The organism is Streptomyces albicerus, assembly GCF_008905045.1.
In the GTDB taxonomy this organism is placed as follows: domain Bacteria; phylum Actinomycetota; class Actinomycetes; order Streptomycetales; family Streptomycetaceae; genus Streptomyces; species Streptomyces albicerus.
This window is the reverse complement of the sequence record NZ_VWMY01000122.1, coordinates 1-19,262: the sequence shown is the minus strand read 5'-3', so window position 1 is coordinate 19,262 and position 19,262 is coordinate 1. Positions and strand designations below refer to the sequence as shown.

General features: G+C 69.3%; 21 protein-coding genes. 12 read left to right on the top strand and 9 right to left on the bottom strand.

All coding sequences use genetic code 11. The features are described 5' to 3' along the window. Nucleotides 1-53: 53 nt before the first annotated feature. The 4 genes from GAS53_RS51750 to GAS53_RS51735 form a co-directional block, all read right to left on the bottom strand. Nucleotides 54-284, bottom strand: coding sequence for a phosphopantetheine-binding protein (locus GAS53_RS51750; protein WP_151484786.1), 231 nt, complete (start codon nucleotides 282-284; stop codon nucleotides 54-56). Between the two features lie 34 nt (nucleotides 285-318). After that, nucleotides 319-1,905, bottom strand: a complete 1,587-nt coding sequence (locus GAS53_RS51745) for an amino acid adenylation domain-containing protein (RefSeq protein WP_151484785.1) — start codon at nucleotides 1,903-1,905, stop codon at nucleotides 319-321. 151 nt (nucleotides 1,906-2,056) lie between these two features. Then, a complete protein-coding gene (locus tag GAS53_RS51740) occupies nucleotides 2,057-2,758 on the bottom strand; it encodes an LmbU family transcriptional regulator (protein WP_225859652.1) in 702 nt (233 codons plus the stop codon). 283 nt (nucleotides 2,759-3,041) lie between these two features. Beyond that, nucleotides 3,042-3,257, bottom strand: coding sequence for an MbtH family protein (locus GAS53_RS51735; RefSeq protein ID WP_151484784.1), 216 nt, complete (start codon nucleotides 3,255-3,257; stop codon nucleotides 3,042-3,044). Nucleotides 3,258-3,983: 726 nt separating this feature from the next. On the opposite strand from GAS53_RS51735, the gene GAS53_RS51730 reads away from it, so the two are divergent. The 4 genes from GAS53_RS51730 to GAS53_RS55820 all read left to right on the top strand — a co-directional run bounded on the left by GAS53_RS51730 (nucleotide 3,984) and on the right by GAS53_RS55820 (nucleotide 7,637). Continuing rightward, nucleotides 3,984-4,730, top strand: coding sequence for a thioesterase II family protein (locus GAS53_RS51730; protein ID WP_151484783.1), 747 nt, complete (start codon nucleotides 3,984-3,986; stop codon nucleotides 4,728-4,730). 75 nt (nucleotides 4,731-4,805) lie between these two features. Beyond that, entirely contained in the window at nucleotides 4,806-5,807 is a 1,002-nt protein-coding gene (locus GAS53_RS51725) for an AfsR/SARP family transcriptional regulator (RefSeq protein ID WP_151484782.1), read from the top strand. A 534-nt stretch (nucleotides 5,808-6,341) separates the two neighbouring features. Beyond that, a complete protein-coding gene (locus tag GAS53_RS57895; RefSeq protein WP_263974255.1) occupies nucleotides 6,342-6,632 on the top strand; it encodes a beta-lactamase family protein in 291 nt (96 codons plus the stop codon). A gap of 321 nt (nucleotides 6,633-6,953) precedes the next feature. Beyond that, entirely contained in the window at nucleotides 6,954-7,637 is a 684-nt protein-coding gene (locus tag GAS53_RS55820) for an LmbU family transcriptional regulator (protein WP_263974254.1), read from the top strand. Between the two features lie 27 nt (nucleotides 7,638-7,664). Here the strand turns inward: GAS53_RS55820 and GAS53_RS51710 are convergent, their stop codons facing one another. Then, nucleotides 7,665-8,309 carry an FMN-binding negative transcriptional regulator gene (locus tag GAS53_RS51710; protein WP_151484781.1) on the bottom strand — a complete coding sequence of 215 codons (645 nt, stop codon included), beginning with the start codon at nucleotides 8,307-8,309 and terminating at the stop codon, nucleotides 7,665-7,667. Between the two features lie 302 nt (nucleotides 8,310-8,611). On the opposite strand from GAS53_RS51710, the gene GAS53_RS51705 reads away from it, so the two are divergent. Then, nucleotides 8,612-9,964 (top strand): lysine N(6)-hydroxylase/L-ornithine N(5)-oxygenase family protein, encoded by a 1,353-nt coding sequence (locus GAS53_RS51705; protein WP_151484780.1) that lies wholly within the window; start codon nucleotides 8,612-8,614, stop codon nucleotides 9,962-9,964. A gap of 85 nt (nucleotides 9,965-10,049) precedes the next feature. Here the strand turns inward: GAS53_RS51705 and GAS53_RS51700 are convergent, their stop codons facing one another. After that, entirely contained in the window at nucleotides 10,050-10,286 is a 237-nt protein-coding gene (locus tag GAS53_RS51700) for an MbtH family protein (RefSeq protein ID WP_151484779.1), read from the bottom strand. A gap of 466 nt (nucleotides 10,287-10,752) precedes the next feature. Here GAS53_RS51700 and argB point away from each other — a divergent pair, with 466 nt between their 5' ends. Both argB and GAS53_RS51690 read left to right on the top strand, forming a co-directional pair. Further along, nucleotides 10,753-11,661, top strand: coding sequence for an acetylglutamate kinase (argB, locus tag GAS53_RS51695; RefSeq protein WP_151484778.1), 909 nt, complete (start codon nucleotides 10,753-10,755; stop codon nucleotides 11,659-11,661). 188 nt (nucleotides 11,662-11,849) lie between these two features. After that, nucleotides 11,850-12,521 carry a hypothetical protein gene (locus tag GAS53_RS51690; protein ID WP_151484777.1) on the top strand — a complete coding sequence of 224 codons (672 nt, stop codon included), beginning with the start codon at nucleotides 11,850-11,852 and terminating at the stop codon, nucleotides 12,519-12,521. A 70-nt stretch (nucleotides 12,522-12,591) separates the two neighbouring features. On the opposite strand, the gene ddaH is transcribed toward GAS53_RS51690, so the two are convergent. After that, nucleotides 12,592-13,440, bottom strand: coding sequence for a dimethylargininase (gene ddaH / locus GAS53_RS51685; RefSeq protein ID WP_151484776.1), 849 nt, complete (start codon nucleotides 13,438-13,440; stop codon nucleotides 12,592-12,594). 825 nt (nucleotides 13,441-14,265) lie between these two features. Beyond that, nucleotides 14,266-14,727 (bottom strand): nuclear transport factor 2 family protein, encoded by a 462-nt coding sequence (locus GAS53_RS51680; protein WP_192583679.1) that lies wholly within the window; start codon nucleotides 14,725-14,727, stop codon nucleotides 14,266-14,268. A 365-nt stretch (nucleotides 14,728-15,092) separates the two neighbouring features. Between GAS53_RS51680 and GAS53_RS51675 the strand changes: the two genes are divergently transcribed. The 5 genes from GAS53_RS51675 to GAS53_RS51655 all read left to right on the top strand — a co-directional run bounded on the left by GAS53_RS51675 (nucleotide 15,093) and on the right by GAS53_RS51655 (nucleotide 17,550). Next, nucleotides 15,093-15,848 (top strand): thioesterase II family protein, encoded by a 756-nt coding sequence (locus GAS53_RS51675; protein ID WP_151484775.1) that lies wholly within the window; start codon nucleotides 15,093-15,095, stop codon nucleotides 15,846-15,848. A gap of 40 nt (nucleotides 15,849-15,888) precedes the next feature. Further along, nucleotides 15,889-16,167, top strand: coding sequence for a helix-turn-helix domain-containing protein (locus tag GAS53_RS51670; RefSeq protein ID WP_151484774.1), 279 nt, complete (start codon nucleotides 15,889-15,891; stop codon nucleotides 16,165-16,167). Between the two features lie 221 nt (nucleotides 16,168-16,388). After that, on the top strand, nucleotides 16,389-16,529 hold the full coding sequence (locus GAS53_RS57365; protein ID WP_225859649.1) for a hypothetical protein: 141 nt from the start codon (nucleotides 16,389-16,391) through the stop codon (nucleotides 16,527-16,529). A 19-nt stretch (nucleotides 16,530-16,548) separates the two neighbouring features. Beyond that, the gene (locus GAS53_RS51660; protein ID WP_151484773.1) at nucleotides 16,549-16,803 is read left to right on the top strand and encodes a hypothetical protein; all 255 of its coding nucleotides are present in this window, start codon (nucleotides 16,549-16,551) and stop codon (nucleotides 16,801-16,803) included. A 330-nt stretch (nucleotides 16,804-17,133) separates the two neighbouring features. Then, a complete protein-coding gene (locus GAS53_RS51655; RefSeq protein WP_151484772.1) occupies nucleotides 17,134-17,550 on the top strand; it encodes a hypothetical protein in 417 nt (138 codons plus the stop codon). A gap of 9 nt (nucleotides 17,551-17,559) precedes the next feature. Here the strand turns inward: GAS53_RS51655 and GAS53_RS51650 are convergent, their stop codons facing one another. Then, nucleotides 17,560-19,014: an NF041680 family putative transposase gene (locus GAS53_RS51650; RefSeq protein WP_151484787.1), complete on the bottom strand. Its 1,455-nt coding sequence runs from the start codon at nucleotides 19,012-19,014 to the stop codon at nucleotides 17,560-17,562. Nucleotides 19,015-19,262 lie beyond the last annotated feature (248 nt).

Genomic DNA, 19,262 nt, shown 5'->3' with positions numbered 1-19,262 from the left:
GCCGTGTGGTGTCTCGCCGGCGAGACACCACACGGCATCAGCCAGGCCTGACGCTAGAGGGGTACCGCACCCTGGGATTCGATGTACGCGGAAATGGACGCCACCGTCGGGTTGAGGAACATCTGGTCCACCGGGACCTCGACGCCCAACTCCTCGATGAAAGCACCCTGAATCCTGACCATAATCACGGACTGGCCGCCCAGGGCGAAGAAGTCGTCGTCGACCGATATGTCGTCGCGCTGGAGTTCCCGGCACCAAATGGCGCGCACCTCATCGGCAATCATCACAGTCCTTTCGGTTGTCATCAAGGTCCGTCGACTATGCCGTCGTGCCGCTGGCGGCGTACTGGTCCCGGCACGTATCGAGCAGCGCGGCGCGGTCCACTTTCCCGTGCGGGCTCAATGGAATTCTCGGGATGCGTTTGAACCTGGCCGGCACCATATTCCGCGGCAGCGTCCTGAGGAGGCCGGTGCGCACGTCGTTCTCGTCGAGATCGTCCCCCGCCGGGACGATGAACGCGATCAGCTCGGCCTCGCCGGAGTCGGGGTACGTGACCACCACGGCGGCCTCCCGGACCCCGGCCAGCCTGCCGAGCGCGCGCTCGATGTCGGTGGGATCGATGCGCATGCCCCGCACCTTCACCTGCGCGTCCATCCGGCCGGCGACGACGAGTTCGCCGGCCTCGTTCACGTGGCCGCGGTCGCCCGTGCGGTACAGCCTGACCGGCGCGCCGTCGACCACGATCGTCGTGAACTTCGCGTTCTCGGGGCCCGCGGCGCCCAGGTAGCCCGCGCCGACGCCGGCCCCGGAGATGCAGATCTCGCCGTACTCCCCCGCCCCGACACCGCGCAGCTGCTCGTCGAGGAGGTGGATGTCGATGTTGTAGGCCGGCCTGCCGACCGGTGCGATGTCCTGTTCGCCGGGCCGGTACTCGGCGAGGTCGTACGACGTCGCGACATCCGTGCACTCGGCGACGCCGTACTGGTGCAGCAGGGTGCAGGTGTTGCCCGCGCGCCGCGCCCAGTCGGTGAGCCGTTCGACCTTCAGCGCCTCGCCGCCGAAGAGCACGTAGTCAAGCTTGGTGAGCGCGTCGCCGCCGCGTGCCCTCTCCCAGTCCACCAGCACGTACAGCGTGCTGGAGGCGCAGTGCACGACACGTATCTCGTGCTGGGTCAGCATGCGGTAGGCCATCATGGCGTCGAAGTTCCGGCTCGCCAGCAGGTACTGGGTGGCGCCGCAGAACAGCGGCGTCATCAGGGCGCGCTGGGAGAGGTCGAAGCCGAACGCGCTGACGACCAGGTTGTGCGACCCGCGGTGCAGGCCGTACTCGAGCTTCAGCCAGTTCATCAGGTTGAACCAGCCCTCGTGCCGTACCGCGGTCAGCTTCGGCGTGCCAGTCGACCCGGACGTGAAGACGGCGTAGCACACGTCGTCGCCGGTGACGGGGACGTCGGGAGCGGTCGCCGGGAGATGTGCCAGGTGATCGGAGAGCTCCTCGAGGTCGATGACCTCGGCGGCCGCCGACTCGACCATCCCGGCGGTCGCCGGGGAGGCCACGATCAGGGCGAGGCCGGGGACCTGGTTCAGCAGCAGCTGGAGCCTCGCCGCCGGGTAGGCCGGGTCGAACGGTACGTAGGCCGCGCCGGCCTTCAGCGTGCCGAGGATGGCGACGAGCATGTCGATCGAGTAGTCGAGACAGACGCCGACCTTCGCGCCTCGGCCGTGTCCCCGCGCGGCGAGGAAGTGCGCGAACTGGTTCGCCTTCACGTCCAGCTCCGCGTACGTCACCTGCCGGCCGGCCCAGACGACGGCAACGGCGTCGGGGGTGGCTTCCGCGTGCGCCTCGAACTGCTGGTGGACGACGGGCGCCGAGGGCAGGGCAACCCGCTTTCCCTGAAGGATCATCAACTGACTCCGATGTGAGGGGTGTCCGGTCGGACGAGCCGCCGGCCTACCACGGGGAACAGGCCTGGCGGCCCCTTCGAGCGATGCGCCTCCAGGCGATGCGCCTCCAGGCGATGCGCCTCCAGGCGATGCGCCTCCAGGCGATGCGCCTCTAGGCGGTACGCCGATCGGCGGTCTCGAGCACCTGGGTCACCCACTTGTCGACGGGCAGACCGTGCGCGGCAGCCGCCTTCGAGAGGTACTCCAGTTGGTCGGCGGACAGCTCGATGGTGAGCGTGGTGACCTTCTGCTGGTGCTTCTCCGCGGCCGGGGACGTGGCCAGTTGGAGTACCTCCTGCGTGTCGTCGCCGCTGCTCGGGGGGATCTCGGCCTTGCCGTTCTGCACGGCCAGGCTGGCGCGAACCGCCTTGCGGAGTTCGTTGCGCGACCACCTCTGCTGTTCGGCTTTGCGCAGCCAGTAGTCCTGCTCCGGTGGCGACAAGCGGGTCACCTCGGCGTGGTGGGCGAAGCTGAGGCTGTCCCGCCTGCGGTGGTGCTCGAACCGCCTGCCCACCCATGCGTAGTTGCGCAAGGTCTGATAGTCGAGCCCCGTTCGCTCGATCGCCTCCTTGTACCGCCGCCACCCGTAGGTGGTCTCCCCGTAGATCAGCCAGTCGGCGAGCCACCACGCAGAGGAGTTCACGAGCTCGCGCAGGCTGGTCCCGATCCGTTCCCAGGACCGCTCCGACAGGTTCTCCGGAAAGATCATCCCCGACTTCTGCGCCTTGGCCTGTGTCCCCACGAAGGACAGGACCGCATCGCGCTGCGCGGGCTCACCGCTGTTGTCCACCGGCCCCGCGTTCACGGTTTTCACAGCGCCCCTCACAACCTTCATCTCCCAACTCAGAGTGTTTGCCCGGGCGTGAACCGATCACAGGACCGAGCACCCGGGCGGCGATCACTGTCGTTCCACTGGGCCGGCCCGCGCATGTTCTTCGCGAGCGCCGGCGAGACGTAGGTGTGGGCCCATCAGCGGGCGACCGCTGGTCCGGGGTGACGCAGGGTGCGTGCCGTAGGCCCCTCCCGCGTCACCCCATGGGGCACGAGCACCGCCAACGGGTTCCGCCGTATCGACTCGACGAGAATCCGAGCGGCGTTCAGTCCGCCGCCATGGCCTCCCGCAGGCTCCTGGGGCGCAGGTCGGTCCAGTTCTGCTCGACGTACTCCAGGCACTCGGCCCTGGCCGCCTCACCGAAGACCACCCGCCAGCCTGCGGGCACCTCGGCGAACACCGGCCACAGGGAGTGCTGCTCCTCGTCGTTGACCACAACGTAGAAGCGGCCGTCCTCGTCGTCGAAGGGGTTCGTGCTCAACTGGCACCGTCCTTAACCGTCATGGGATGACTCGGGATTGGGAATCGCCGGGCCGGGTGCGAGAAAGCACCGGGCGCGGGTTCGCCGATCGGCGTTGTCCGGTCGACAGGACACCCGGCATCGGGAGCGACCCCGGCGTTGCCACGTCACCGTAAGGACTCGACCGTCGGCGCTACAAGGCAGCATGCTCGCCGGCCAACCGGTCGTCCGCCCGGATCTGCCCCCCACCGGGATCCTCTGTACCCCACTGGATTCCTGTGCCAGGATGCCGGGCCGTGTCCCGTGGACGGGCCCGTCAGGGGCCTGCTGAGGTTCGGGTTCGGTCGATCCCGGTGGATGAACCTCAAGCCGATCTTCGGCAGCCGCGCTGCCGACTTGCAGGAGCCGCAGGAGTGCAACCGACCGGCGAGAACGTTGCTTCAGCGGCGAGGCGCCGGTCCGTCACATGCACAAGGGAGATTGACCGCCTCGCGTTCCTGGGATGAGAACGTACGGCAGCCGATCGGCCCGTCCGCTGTCCGCTCCGGTTCGAGCGGTCGTGCCAGACCCTGGCCTTCCGGGCCGGACCGCCGGCGTCGTACGGGCTGGCGGCCCACGTTGCCGGTAGCCGTCCGGGAGTCGCTCAAGAGCCGCTACACCAGCGGCATAGCCCTCCTCGTGACCGCGCCCTGGCGGTCGGACACCGCCCTATGGTCGAAGCTGCGTGGCCCGATCCGAGGGGGAGCGATGGACAGCACACGACCTGCCTTGCGCGTGTTCGTCCTGCACCACGCGGGAGGCTCACACCTGCCGTACCGCCACTGGCCGGCCGAGCTGCCGGACACATGGGATGTGCGGCTGCTCGACGCCCCGGGCCACGGCCACCTCCTCGACCTGCCGCAGATCACGGACGCCGGCCGCCTCGCCGACTTCCTGCTGTACAGCATTGAGCCCGAACTGACCTGCTCCTACGCCCTTTTCGGGCACAGCATGGGCGCCCTCGTGACGTACGAGATCACCCGGCGGGCCGCCGACCGGGGCTTGCCGCTGCCGGTGTGGGTCGGTGTCTCCGCACGAGCGGCACCGCAGCCGACGGGGCAGAGAAACGGGTACCACGAGCTGCCCGACGTCGAACTGCGGGCCCGTCTCAAGCTGCTCGGCGGCACGCCCGACGGGGTGTTCGACGACCCCGACCTGTGGGCCGTGTTCGAGCCGATCGTCCGGGCCGACCTGCGTCTGGTGGAGAACTGGCGTCCCGCTCCCGATACCGGCCCCCTGCCCGTGGCACTGTCCGCCTTCGCGGGCGTCGAGGACCACGCCGCTCCACCGCCGCGGATGGCCGGCTGGGAAGAGCACACCGAGCACTTCCTGGGCCTGCGTGTCTTCGACGGCGGTCACTTCTACTTCCTGGACGATCCCGGGCCACTGCTGCGGCAGATCGAACGGGACGCGACCACTGCGCTCGAGGCAGCGAGTGCGACGCGCTTGTCCTGAACCTTTGGTGCCCTGCCGACGCGTGTCCGCCCGACGCCTGCAACTGACTGAGCTGCCAGCATGTGAGGGGAAGAGATGCAGTTCCGCATTCTCGGTCTCGTGGAAGTCCAGGACGAGCAGACCGGTCTGCAGATCCTTCCCATGGGTGCCAAGCAGCGTGCACTGCTGGGGGCACTGGTGGTGAAGGCCGAGCACAACGTCTCCGTGCAGCGGCTCATCGACGAGCTGTGGGGCGAACGCCCGCCCGCCAACGCGGCGAACGCGCTGCAGGTCCATGTGGCCCGGCTGCGCCGGCTGCTGTCCGGCCCTCGGAGCCAGGACGTTGAACAGCACGCACAGCGCCCGTGGATCGTGACCACCTCGCGCGGCTACACCCTGCGGCTCGCCCCCGTCGAAACGGACGCCACGCACTTCCAGGACCTGACCGACAAGGCCCGGCGGGTCCTGCCCAACGATCCGGGGCAGGCCAGTGAACTGCTGCGCCGCGCACTGTCGTTGTGGCGCGGCCCGGCGCTGGAGGGCAGCGTGCTCGGCGACATCTGCGCGGGCAAGGCGGCCCAGCTCGAGGAACACCGCCTGACCGCCCTGGAGATGATGTACGACGCGTATCTGCGCACCGGGCGCCACGGTGAGATCACCGGCGAGCTGGTGGAACTCACCACCGATTACCCCCTTCGGGAGAGGTTCTACGGCCTGCTGATGGTCGCCTTCTACCGCTGCGGCCGGCAGGCGGAGGCGCTCCGCGTGTACGAACGGGCGCGCAACCGCATGGTGCGTGAACTCGGCGTCGAGCCGGGCCCCGCTCTGCGCGGCCTGATGGATGCGATCCTCCACCACGACCCGGCGCTCGCCCCGGCGGCGGGCCCCCGCCCGGCGGACGCGTCTCAGGCCGATGCCGCACGCGCGGAGGCGAACGCGACGGCCGACGACGGGGCGCTCCCCCTCCACGAGGAGATAGCCCGCCTGCACCGCCGCATCGAGCGACTGCAGCAGGAGCAGAACCAACTGCTGTGCCGCTTCAATGAGTTGTCGGCGAGCACCGAACAGCGGGTGACGGCCGGCTCGGGGCTCGCCTAGAAGGTGTACACCGGGGCCGTCTCACGCGCCGACGTGATGAGCAGCTCCAGCCGGCTGACAGCCCCTGTGGTGCGTGGCGAACCGCAGCTGGGCGCCTAGCCGTACCGGGGACCTGGAGTTCACCGGCGTGCGGTCCGGCGAGGCGAGGTCGTCATGAGCCCGCTGATCGTCGCCCCCCGGTGCCTCCCGAGCGTACTGCTCGACCACTGCGTCGTCGTCCGCGGTCTTGCTGCACAAGCTACCCGCACCCGGGCGGCCCGCTGCCGCCGGCGGAGCGCACAAGTACGGCATCAGCCAGGTGCAGGCGACTCTCAGGAGCGGGGAAACGACGATACTGAAGTGACCAAGGGCCGGCATGGCCGGTCTCGCGGCAGCCGCGATCACGGCCACCGCCTTCACGGGTCCCGCCCAGGTATCGGAGGACACCGCTCCCGCGGCGGGCGACCACCAGGCGACGCAGCGCGCGCGATCGACGCGGCCGGCATCACCGCCGAGGCACGAGACGGCGACGCTCTCCGGAGGTCGGCGTCGGGCGTGGGCAACCTGAACACGGGTACGCCGCGCGGCAAGAACGACCGAGTCCGCGTCGGGCACATCACCAGCACCTTCGTGGCGACGGTCCTCCTCCAGATGGAGGCGGCGAAGAATCTCAGTCTCGACGACACCGTGGAGCGCCATCTGCCCAGCCTGGTGACGGGCAACGGCAACGACGGCCTTCGGACACCCTTCCCCGGGAAATCCAGCGGGCCGCTCCGGAAGCAGAGCCGTGCCACGGCAATGGATTCTGGCCGAGACCGAACATGTCCTCCGGCCAGACGGCAGTGAAGCCGCGCCGACGGGATGACTCCCCCGGCGGTCACCTGAACGATCACGTACCCGGCCGCCAGAAGCCCCTCGATGATGCCACCGGACGATCCGCGCCGCGCCAAAGAGACGTTCACCGTGCAACCGTTCGAGCGCCGCTCCGGTGTCGCTTCAGCCAGCCCCGCGAGACTTCTGGCCGGATATATGCACCCTTCTCATGGAGGCATGATGGCGCGTCAGGCCGGTCAAACCGCGGGGTCGCGTGGCGGCCCGACAACCGTTCTCCCGCAGCCCCCGCCACGGCAGCCGCGCACCGGGGGCGCCGCGCCGCGCCGGGGCCAGGTGCTGACGACCAGGGTGGGCCTGCAGATGCCGACCGGGATGGCCTACGACGAGTGGGAGCGGGCCGGGCGCCAGCTCGCCGATGTCCTCGACTCGTCCTCCTGGTGGCTGGGCGACTGGCTCGTATACGGCAAGGACCACTACACCGACCGGTACCAGCGAGGGATACGCGCCGCCGGCCTCTCGTACCAGACGCTGCGCAACTATGCGTGGGTCTCACGGCGCTTCGACCACACGCGGCGCCGGCCCACCCTGAGCTTCCAGCACCACGCCGAGCTGGCCTCCATGCCGGTCGAGGAACAGGACCTCTGGCTCGACCGCGCCGAGCAGCGGCAGTGGACCACCAAGCAGCTGCGCGGCGCCATCCGCGCCACGCGCCAGAGTGAGCAGCAGCCACGCACTCCCACCGAGCCGAACCACCGCCTGGAGGTCCCCGGCAGCCGTCTTCAGTGGTGGCACAAGGCCGCGGAGCGGTTGGGCATCGACTTCGAGCAGTGGGTGACGGCCACGCTGGACAGCGCGGCCGCGAGTGCCCTGGAGGACCAAGGCAAGCGGGAGGAGCCCAAGGAGATCTCCGAGCTCAAGGGCAGGAAGCTGACCACGCCGGTCGCGGGCCTCCCCGAGGAGAACGCGCGGCCCGAGGGCCTTGTCGAGCGGACCCGGCCGGTGGCCATCGGCGCCTGAGTCTCCGGCGCCGAGGCCTCCAGCACGTCAGGGCAGCAGGCTCATCAGCCCGGCGGTCTCGCGCTTGTACGTGCACGCGCTCCGCCCGAACGACTCCCGTACCCGGTCGCGCACCTCGCCCGGCTGCTCCTGGCTGAGCTTGAACATGCCCTCGGCCCCGGTCACGGTGAACCGGAAGGCCCCCACGGCGGGCGCGAGCTTGCGGAAGTAGTCGAGCGACTCGGTCATGTCCCAGCCGTTGCCGAACGCTCCCTCGAAGGCGCGCACGGTGGACTGCACCACGCCCAGCGTCTCCTCCGTCGAGTCGATCTTCTCCACCACGCCCCGGACATGCACCGCGGTGAAGTTCCAGGTCGGGGCTGCCGGGGTCACCTCGTAGACCGTGGGCGACACGTAGGAATGCGGACCGGTGAACGTCAGCACCAGGACGCTGCCCGTCTCCAGCGCCGCCCAGTGCGGATTCGCCCGGTTCATGTGTCCGAGCAGCGTGGCCCCCGGCAGCTCGCCGGACCAGTCGCCCGACGTCTCGGGGTCGAAGATGACCGGCAGATGCGTGGCGAACGGACCGTTCTCGGGGCTTCCATTTGCCACCGCAAGCGCCAATGGATTACCACGGATCAGGTTCACCATCCACGAACTTTCCGGTTCACGGTAAAAGTTGGGCACAAACATCCGGATCCACCCTTTCGGTAATTGACTCGGGGCATGGCTCCGGCTCCAGGAATGACTGATCGAATCACCCCAGGCATATACGCCATCGGCCGCGCCACGCGGAGATTTTGAGAATCCTTTCCGACCATATCTCCGTCCCGTCGACAGGACATAGCTTTCGGATGTCGAGCACCTCGAGAGAAGCTCTCAGACGGTCTTCATGCTGTCTTCGAGTTGCCTTTGAGACCCTCTCCGGAGCACACTGCAGAACGGTCTCTCGGGCCACCGGCCGAGTTTTCCAGACGCAATCGGGAGAATTTTCTATGGGCATAACGGGTAGGCGTAACCAAGAGATCTACGACGTGGTCGGCATCGGGTTCGGCCCGTCCAACCTGTCGCTCGCGATCGCCTTGGAGGAGCATGGGGCGAGCGCTCCGGAGCAACCGGTCAAGTCCCATTTCTTCGAGCGGCAGCCCACGTTCGGCTGGCACCGGAACATGCTGCTGCCGTCGACGACCATGCAGATCTCGTTCCTCAAGGACCTGGCGACCTTCCGGAATCCGATGTCCCGGTTCAGCTTCGTCTCGTTCCTGCACGCCTCGAACCGGCTGGTGCAGTTCGTCAACAACCAGGACTTCTATCCGACCCGGCAGGAATTCCACCAGTACCTGGAGTGGGCCGCCGCCGGCCTCCGCGACCGGGTCACTTACGGCGCCGAGGTCACCTCGATCCGGCCCGCCGCTGTGGCCGGGGCCACCACGCCCGACCTCCTCGAGATCGAGGTGCGCGGCAGCGACGGCACCACCAGCGTGGTCACCGCACGCAACGTGGCCATCTCGACGGGCCTGGTGCCGCGCCTGCCGGAGGGCGTGACGGCCGACGAACGGGTGTGGCACAGCTCGGAGTTCCTGAGCAGGTTCAACGCACAGACCCCGGACGACCTCAAGAGCGTGGCGGTGGTCGGCGCCGGCCAGAGCGCGGCCGAGATCACCCGGTTCCTCTACGACTCGCTGCCGCACGCCGAGGTGTCCGCGGTCATCCCGTCCTACGGCTACTCCGTCGCCGACGACACCCCCTTCGCCAACCAGGTGTTCGACCCCGGCGCGGTCGACGAGTACTACTTCGGCACCGAGCGGGCGCAAGACGCGTTCTGGCGCTATCACCGCAACACCAACTACTCGGTGGTCGACGCCGACGTCATCCGGGCCCTGTACCAGCGTTCGTACGACGAGCAGGTGGGCGGCAGCCAGCGGCTGCACTTCCGCAACCTCACCCGGGTCACCGAGGTCAAACGCGCCGGGAGCGGGACGCGGGTGGTCCTGCGCTCGCTGCTCGACGACCGGACGGAGGAACTGGCCGTCGACGCACTGGTGTTCGCCACCGGCTATGACGGCCTGGACCCGTCCCACCTGCTCGGCGAGTTCGACCAGCACTTCCAGCGTGGCGCGGCGGGCCGGCACCAGGTGGAACGCGACTACCGCCTCGTCACCGCATCGGGACTGACCTGCGGCGTCTATCTTCAGGGCGGCACCGAGCACAGCCACGGCCTGTCGTCGTCCCTGCTGTCGAACATCGCGGTACGCAGCGGCGAGATTGCCGATTCGATCATGCTGCGGCGCACCGAGCGGGAGCTGGACCGTACCTGCCCCGTGCAGGTCGCGCCCTCGGCCGTCTGAGACGGCACACAGCGGGGTGGGCCCCGGTGCTGTGGCTGCAGCACCGGGGCCCACCCATTGCAGTTCCGGAGTGCCTCCGGTCACCTCACGCGGCGTCGGCGGCGACCGTGCCGGCGTCCATCGCGTCCCGCAGACTCCGCGGCCGCAGGTCGGTCCAGTGCTCCTCCACGTACGACAAGCACGGGTCGCGGCTCTCCTCGCCGAACACGATGCGCCAGTCGGCGGGAATCTCGGCGAACGAGGGCCACAGCGAGTGCTGCTGCTCGTCGTTCACCAGAACGTAGAACCGGCCGTCTGCGTCGTCGAACGGGTTGCTGCTCATCAATCCACTCCAATTCAAGCCGTCCACGATTCACTTTCGAGTGGAGAGTGAATCATCATCGAACAATGAGATGGAGTCGGCGAGGCCGCCAAGTCCGATCATGGCACCTTCCGGGAACCCAGTGGAGTCCTGCGGGAACCCATTGCCTTGATATCCGCGCCCCACTGTCCCGTTGACAGGACGTGGCTCGACAGAGCGACACTCAAGCAGGAATCAACGTCCGTGGGCCCGCGTCCGCCGCGCGATGATTGCGGTGCAAGCACAGCTCGGGCCGACGGGTATTCACCTTCCCAAGAGCCAGCATTTCAGCCAAGTGTTTTCGTGCCGTACTCCGCCGTACTCAAGCGCAGGTCCACCGGTCTTCGAGGCCCGGCCCGTGGCCGGGTTCCTCCGCAGAAGGAGTCGTGCCTATGAGCGCCAACTGCCCGGTCAGCGGTCTCGTCGTCCCCCCGCGTGCGAGGTTCTCATGACCGTCAGCGTGCACCCGGCCCTGGCCAAGGCCCAGTCCATCGGCGACGCCCTGCCCTGGCTGGCCCGCCACCAGGGCCGGACGGTCGTCATCAAGTTGGGCGGACACGCCATGGTCGACGAGGACCTCACGGCGGCCTTCGCCCGCGACGTCGTCTTCCTGCGCTACGCCGGGCTGCGGCTCGTGGTGGTGCACGGAGGAGGCCCCCAGATCGATGCCGAGCTCGCGCGGCGCGGCCTGGAACGCGAGTTCAAAGCCGGGCTCCGAGTCACCTCGCCGCCCGCGATGGACGTGGTGCGGATGGTCCTTGCCGGCCAGGTGCAACGCGAGCTGGTCGGGCTGATCAACCGCTTCGGCCCGCTCGCCGTCGGCATGACCGGCGAGGATGCGGACACCCTCACTGCGGTGCGGCACGTGCCGTGGATCGACGGGGAGCCGGTGGACGTCGGCAGGGTCGGCGACATCACCGCCGTGGACACTGGTGCCCTGGACAGCCTGCTGGCGGACGGCCGGATCCCGGTGGTCTCGCCGCTCGCCCGCAGCGCCGAGGACGGCCTGGTCTACAACGTCAACGCCGACACCGTGGCGGCAACGCTCGCGACCGCGCTGCGCGCCGAGGCGCTCGTCATGCTGACGGATGTCGCGGGTCTGTACGCGGGCTGGCCGCACAGTGACGAGGTAATCCAGCGGCTTACGGCCCGCGAGCTGGAGAAGCTTCTGCCGGATCTGAGCGACGGCATGGTACCCAAGATGACCGGTTGTCTGCACGCCGTGCGGGGCGGCGTGGGCGCGGCCCGGGTGATCGACGGACGGATCCCGCACTCGGTCCTCCTCGAGATGTTCACCGACGACGGGGTCGGCACGGTGATCGTGCCGGACCCGGACGAGGCGGAGGTCCTGCCGTGAGCGAGCAACGGAAACGGCAGGACCGGCCGATCCCGGCTGACCGGCACCCGAACGACGACACTCGAGCGAAGGCGAGGGCATTGCCCGTGACACACACGCCCTGGGCCCCTCCCTCGGCCGATGGCCGCGTCTACACCATGCAGTCGTCCGGTCCGGCGGATCAACAGGCCCGAGGACCGGCCGACTTCATGCGGAAACCGCCGGACTCCGACCGCCTGACGCACGCGGTGGATCTCGCTCCACAGCTGGCGGCCATCGGCCACGAGCTGGCCGTCGCAACCGAGACGGACGGGGATGAGGCCCGCGAACTCGCCCGCCGTTTCGCCGTCTCCCTCTCGCCCGAGACCCGGTTCGTCCTGCTGAACGCCTTGGCCGAAGCCGACGCGGTGCACAAGACCGGCCATGCCATCGCGTTCGGAACCGGCCGTGAGCTCTCCTCGAGCGCGCCCAGCGGCGCACCCGAACTCACCAGGGCCGTGCCTTCCTCCGGCCTGAGCATCCTGCCGACGGACCAGGAGCCCGGGCCGGGCCGACCGGGCCGCCGACCCGAGTCCGGCGATCCCGAGTTCCGGCCGGCGCCCCGGAACGATCCGCCCGCCGGTCTCATCCGCCTGCGGTTCGCCGACGCGCTCGCGCTCGAACGTGCCAACGCCGCCTTCGGCGCCGCATCGGGCGCGGGCTTCGGCGACGCGTGGAGCGATCCCGCGACGCTCACCCTCCGGATCCATGACGACGCCAGTGTCGAGACCCTGCGGGCCGTGCTCGCGGTCCTCGACGCGGCAGCCATCACGGCCGAGTCGCTCACCGTGCACACCCACGAACTCGACGACGTCTTCGCCGCGTTCACCAGCCTGCCCTGAGCTGCGGGCGGGACCGCCGCCGGCCCCGTTGTCCTGAAGGACCGGTCGGCGGTGGCCGCTCAACGCCGTGTCACGACAGCGCGAGGGTGCAGCACTTGACGCTGCCGCCCGCCTTGAGCAGCTCCCCCAGGCTCACCCCGATCGGGTTGAAGCCCCGCTCCTTCAGCTGTTCGCTGAGCCCGGTGGCCGCCTGGGGCAGCAGCACGTTGAGGCCGTCGGAGAAGGCGTTGAGGCCGAACACCGCGGCGTCCTGGTCCGAGGCGAGGACCGCGTTGGGGAACATCTCCCGCAGCACCGCCCGGCTGCCCGGGCTGAAGGCCGCCGGGTAGTACATGATCTCGTCCGGCGAGAGCACCGAGAGCGCGGTGTCCAGGTGGTAGAAGTCCGGGTCGACCAGGGTCAGGCCGGTCACGGGGATGCCGAAGAACTCCTGGGCCTCCGCATGCGAGCGGGGGTCGGTCCGAAAGCCGGTGCCGGCCAGCATCCGGCGTCCCACGCGCAGGTAGTCGCCCTCGCCCTCGTTGATGTGCTCCGGCCACAGCAGTTCGCGGAAGCCGTTCTGCGCGAACCAGTCGAGGTAGGCCGGCCCCTCCGCGGTCCGCTCCCGGTGCCGGAACCGGGCGCCGAGGACCTTGCCGTCCACCACGGTGGCGCCGTTGGCGGCGAACACCATGTCCGGGAGGCCCTCGACCGGCTCGACCACCTCGACCGTGTGCCCGAGCGAGAGGTACAGCTCCCGCAGCTGCTCCCACTGGAGCAGGGCCGTCCCGGTGTCCGTCGGCTTCTCCGGGTTCATCCACGGGTTGATGCTGTAGGTCACGTCGAAGTACTGCGGGCGGCACATGAGCAGACGGTGCGAAACCGCCTTCCGTTCCGCCCGGGGTGCCCGTTCGTCGACTGCGGCGCCGTTCAAAGGCATGGCGGGTTCCTCCTTGTGTTCTTCGTGAGAGAGGGATGCGCGCCCGGCGCGGCGGGGTGTGCCGCGCCGGCCGCTCTGGCCCGCGCACGGGCCGTCGTCAGACCTCGATCAGGCCGCCTGCCCGGGGCCCGTGGGGTGCCGGGGCAGCGGTGGCCGCACATCGGGCCGAGGGCGGGAATCGGGCAGGGACGGGCGTGCTGCGGGGCGGGGCGGGACCGCGAGGGGTCCAGACCTTCCGCACAGCTTTACCGAGCAGCCCCAACTCCCTTATGAAACACAGCAGTTGGCTTCCTCCATGCTAGTCCGACTAGTCCGGCACACCTTCCGCACCCCGATCCCCCCTCCGCGTTCAAGCGTTCTTCCACGTGGCTCACCGGCTTTCGCACGGGGGTGCACGGCGCGGGACCGGCCGTCCGGTGCGCGAAGACTTCCCCCTACGTCGACGCGCCCGCCCTCGTCCGGGTGGACGGCAGGGCGGGCGCGGACAGGGAGGGGATGTGCCGGGCCCACTCTAGGCAAGGGGCGGTCCCGAGTCCCTTGCGCCGTGCGGAACTTCGAGCTCAGCTGCAGCGGTGTTCCACCTCACGCCGTCTCTCCCGGGTCGCGGTCGTCCCGCTGTTCCGTCCGGCCCGGGGCCCGTGACCGGCACGCTCTGCTCGGTGATCTCCGAGAGCCGCACGTAGTGGCAGGAGACGGTGAGGACAGGCGGGCGGACGCGGCCGGCGGGCCCAGGCGTGGATCCGGCTCGCCGACACCCGTTCGCAGGCTGCGGGGGCATGGAGAAGACCATCCACAAACTTCTGCCACGGTCCTGACATCCCCTGCTCAGGCCAGATCGTCGCGGGTCACCCGGCGGTGCGCGGTGCGCCACTCGCCACGGGTGCGGACCAGGACGTCCTCCATGACGCACACATACAGGACCTTGGAACCGCCTCCGCTCGGTGTGACGTACACCAGGGCCGAACAGCGGGTACGCAGCGACCCGTCCGCCTGGGGCTGTACGTCGAGCATGCCGACCCAGTGGTTGAGGCGGCGGCCTGCCCGCCGCTGCCGTTGCGCGCCGGCGCGCACGTAGTGGGCGAGCCCGGCGCGGGCACGCACCGGCTCGGGCAGGGAAGGCAGCTCGAAGACGGCGTCCTCGGTGAAGAGGCCCGCCCAGCGCTCGGTGTCATGCGCGTCCAGGATCTGCATCTGGCACGCGTAGAACTGCTGCACCTGCGCGTACAGGGCGGCGAACTTCTGGCTCTCGAGCATGCGTTCAGCGGTGCCCACCAGCTCGACGATCATGATCTCAGCCCCCGATTTCCGTCCGTGTCCTTGAGGTGGTGAGGGACACCGAGGGGATCCCTGGGCACTCCAGGGAATCCGAACTCGGAACGGACAGTCTTTGAGGCTCGGATCGAGCATCTTTTAAATACTCCTCAAGCGCTCCGCCGCGGTCCTGGCACGCCGGACCTGTTCTCGGCCGCTACCCGCATTGCTGGATCCGCTCTCGAGCAGTCCTCCACAAGCGGTTGTGAGCATGCAGGCCGAGCGGATCGAAGCCCACTCGTGCCGCCGCGGCCGGGACGCGGCTGTCATCCGACCTCCCTGCCCCGGCCTGGCACCGCTGGTCAGGGCCGACGCCGGAGGGCCTCGTCGATGGAGTAGCCATGCAGAAGATGGAAGAGCCGGCACTGCGCCTGTTCGTGTTCCACCACTCCGGTGGTTCACATCTGGTGTACCGCGACTGGCCGGCCCACTTCCCGGCCGGCTGGGATGTGCAGACCCCCGACGCACCGGGCCGCGGCCCCCGCGACGAACGCCCCGCGCTGAGCGACACGGGCGCCCTGCTCGAGTACTTCCTGCACGAGCTGGACAGCCGACTGACGGGCCGCTTCGCGTTCTTCGGGCACAGCATGGGCGGGCTCGTCGCGTACGAACTGACCCGCCGGCTCATCGATCTGGGGCGCACACCGCCGGTCTGGCTCGGTGTGTCGGCACGCGGCACGCTGCACGCCGACGGGGACCCCACGCGCCGGCATCTGCTGTCCGACGCAGAACTGCGCCGGGAGTTGGTGGCGATGGGCGGTACGCCGTCCTCGGTCCTCGACCACCAGGAGCTGTGGGAGCTGTTCGCGCCGACCATCCGCGCGGACCTGCGCATCAGCGAGACCTGGCGCACGAAGCCCCTCACCGCGCCGCTGCCGGTACCCCTTTCGGTGTTCGGCGGCACCCGGGACCAGGTGGCGCCGCCGCACCGCCTGGACGGCTGGGCGGCCGCCTCCGAGCACTTCATGGGCCGGCATCTCTTCGACGGCGGCCACTTCTACTTCCAGGGCCGGCTCCCGGAGGTCGCCGGGCTGATCCAGGACGACGTGCGCCGCGCCCTGCTCCTGGCCCGGGCGCCCTCCGCGGTGGCGCGATGACCGTCCTCGGCCTCGCCGCACCGACTCCGGTACGCGGCGATTGACCGAGTTCCGGCTGCTCACCACCCTGGTCATCCACGCGGGCGAACTCCTGTCCGTGGACCGCCTGGTGGAAGAGCTGTGGGGCGACCTGAAGCAGCACAGGACACGGCCGCCTCCGTCCTCGGCCGCACGTATCACCGGGGAGCTGGTGAGAGGGCTGATGGCCGGGCGCGGAAGGGAGGCGTGGACGGCTGCGTTCATCGAGCGTCGGGCAGGTTCGCATACGCTACTCGTCACCGTCCTGCGCACCGTGGCCGTCGCCTGCATCGAGGCCTGACCCGCCCCGATCGCGCACTGGCACCTCACGGAGCGGCGGACGGCACGATGTCCGCCCAGAGCCCGAGGGGTGGTCATGAGATCGCGCCTGCAGTGGATCCACGGCCGCGCAGAGCGTGTCGTCGTCGCACGCAAACAGACGTTCACGGCCGAGATCTTCCTCACGTTCTTTGTCCTGGTCGGCCTGCTGTATATGCCGGTTCTCATCTTCCAATGGGGTGAGTGGATCCCTTCGCCGGAGCCGGCGTCTACCTGCTCTGGGAACTCGGCCGGATCAACAGCGCACTCGGCGAACTCGCCGACCTCTGGAACGAGCAGTACCAGCAGCGGCAGGAGTCTGCTCGAGTCGACTCCCTCCGGTGACACAGCGGTCGGCGACTGCATGACGATTCCGCAGTCGGCCAGGGCACTCGCCTCCGCAGGGCTGCCGGGCCACGGGACGGCCCTGCCTGCCCACTCCGCCGAGGAGCGGGTCCTCATCGAGCCGGCCGACGGCGGCCACGGTCTGCCGGGCCTCCCGTCCGGTGCGGGCTGGGCCGTGGGCCGCTGTCTGGCCGGCCCGGTCAGCCGTCTGGTCATCAGGGTGAGGGTGGCCCACGCGATGTGCGCCTCACTGTGCTGCACGAGACGCTCGTAGTCCCGCACATTCTCCTGGCCCTCATGATCCAGCCAATGGCGCGTTCGGCCACCCAGCGTTTCGACAGCAGCTGGAAGCCCGTCTGCCCCTTGCGTCGGGCCACGGTCCGGAGGGTGAGTGGCGAGGAAGCCGTTGGCCCGGCCGACGAGCGGGCCGTAGGCCGAGCCGGCCCAGGCCAGGGCGATTTCGGGGTGAGCGACTGACCGGTCGGAGCGCCGCGCCACCGGCACCGTGACCAGAGGTTTCGTCACAGGCACTCAGCTTGTCTTTTAACCAGGCGGCCGGTTCAGGCCCGGGCTGAGTGTCAGTGCTGGCGCGTAGGTTGAGCGGGTGAGCTGGGATGTATTCATCATGCGGTTTCCGCCCAAGGCCGAGGCGATAGACGAGATCCCCGAGGACTGGGAGCCGCCGAGCCTGGGCGCGGGCTGCGATGTTCGTGCTGTCCTTGCAGAGGTGCTGCCGGGCATCGAGTATTCGCAGAATGGATGGGGCGATTACGAGGGTCCCGGCTTCTCCATCAGCCCCCCGGTCAACGAGGCTGACGACGCGCCGGTCGCCGGCGTCAGCCTCTTCATCCATGGCGGTAGCGAAATGGCAGCTCATGCTGCCCTCGCGGTCGCCGATGCGTTGAAAGCACGGGCCTTCGACACCGGGTCGGGAGACTTCCTCACCGCGGACTGCGCCCAGTCGGCCTTCGAAGCCTGGCGTGCATACCGAGATCGTGTCCTGGACCAGCGTGGGCCCTGAGCGCGTCTTCTAACCTCCGAGGCTGTCGCGCTCGATGATGCTCTCGGGGCGTCTGGTCGTTTTTCCGACGTCATAGTGGGTCGTGGGGCGGCGGTTCTTCGAACCAAGTGGCCTTCCTGGTCCGGGTGTTGAGGGTTTCGGTGCACGGGCTGGACAGTGCAGGTGCGGGCGGAGGTTCCGAAACCCTCGGCGGACTCGGGCCGGGGTGAGCCGTGCGAGCTCGGCTGGTTTCTCCCAGGGGCGGCGGAGGTCCGCTGCGGCTTCGCGGGTGAGCCGGAGCTGGGTGTGGGCGGCGATGATCAGCCACGTCCAGCGGTCTCCGGCCTCGGGGGTGCGGAGTTTCGGGCGGGTCCAGCCGAGGGTCTGTTTCATCAGCCGGAAGGTGTGCTCGATGTCGAACCTGCGCAGGAATGCCTGCCAGCGAATGTCGACGTCCTCGCCGGTCAGGGCGGTGGCCGACGACCACAGCCAGAGGGGCAGCGGGTCTCCGCCGCCGGGCAGGCGGTCGACCTGGAGTCGGATCAACGTGCCTTCGATGATGGGGAGTTCGCTGGAGTGGTTGATCCACGCGGAGCGGGTGGTCAGCCTCGGGTGGATGCGGTCCCAGGCCATTGCGCGGGCGGTGCCGTACCGGTCGGTGACCTGCACCGTCGCCGCGTCCGGGTCGCCCCAGGTCTCCGGCTTGGCGAAGCGGAACTCCTTGCCGTGCCTCGGCGGTCGCCCGCCCTGGGGGTAGGCCAGGGCGTACTCCTTGAGCGAGGGCGTCGGCCGTCGCATGACGCGGTCGGAGCGCATCCGTCCCAGGACCTCGACCGGGAGGCCGTCGAGGAGGTGGGCCATGCGCGGGGCGTCGTAGCCGGCGTCGAAGACAATGAGGATGTCGCGGTCACCCGCGTGCCAGCGGCCCATCTCGATCAGATCGACGACCACTCGGCGGGCCTGGGCGGCGGTGGCCTCGGCGACGTCGTCGTCCGGCCCGAGACGGACGGCGTCCAGGAGCTGGCACCAGGACGTCCGGCCCGACTCCAGGGCGGCGACGAACGAGTACGGCCAGCCGGAAATGAACTGGTCCGAGGACCGTCCGCTGCGGCCGTAGACGTGACAGAACAGACGCTCCGCGCTGGTCGGCGCGTCGGGGCGGAGCCAGTTGCTCACGTCGACCGCGAGGACCAAGCGCCCGTCGGCGGCCTGCGGCATGGGCAGGCCCGCCAGAACCTGCCGCAGCCGGGGCGCGTCCACGTTTCCGCTGTTCAGTGCGTCGTACATCGCGCCGTGCCCGCGCCGGTGCTCGGCCACCAGCGTCAGGTCCACCGGAGCTCTGACCGGTCCGTCCGCACACAGCAACGCGTCGGTGAGGTCGAACAGTTCGTCCCCACGCGCGGTCAGGCAGTCGAATAAGTCCTCCCGGAAGCGTGACGCTTTCGCGAACGCTTCCCCCGGAGCATGATCAGGCAGCAAACTCACCTTCACGGCCTTCGTCGTGGTCACGTGTGTCCTTGGTCGGAGCACATGATCAGACGAAGGCCGCCTCGGCGTCCGGCGAACACCCAGGTGAGCGGCCTAGTTCGAGGACCATTTCGACGCCAGAGGTTAAAGGACAAGCTCAGTGGCCCTCCCGGCGTGGCCGGGGGGGTGCTTCTATCTGTTTGGTCAAGGTCTGTGGGCTTGGTCAGGCTGTTTGTTGGTGCCCGGGTTGGTAGAGGGTGCGGTGC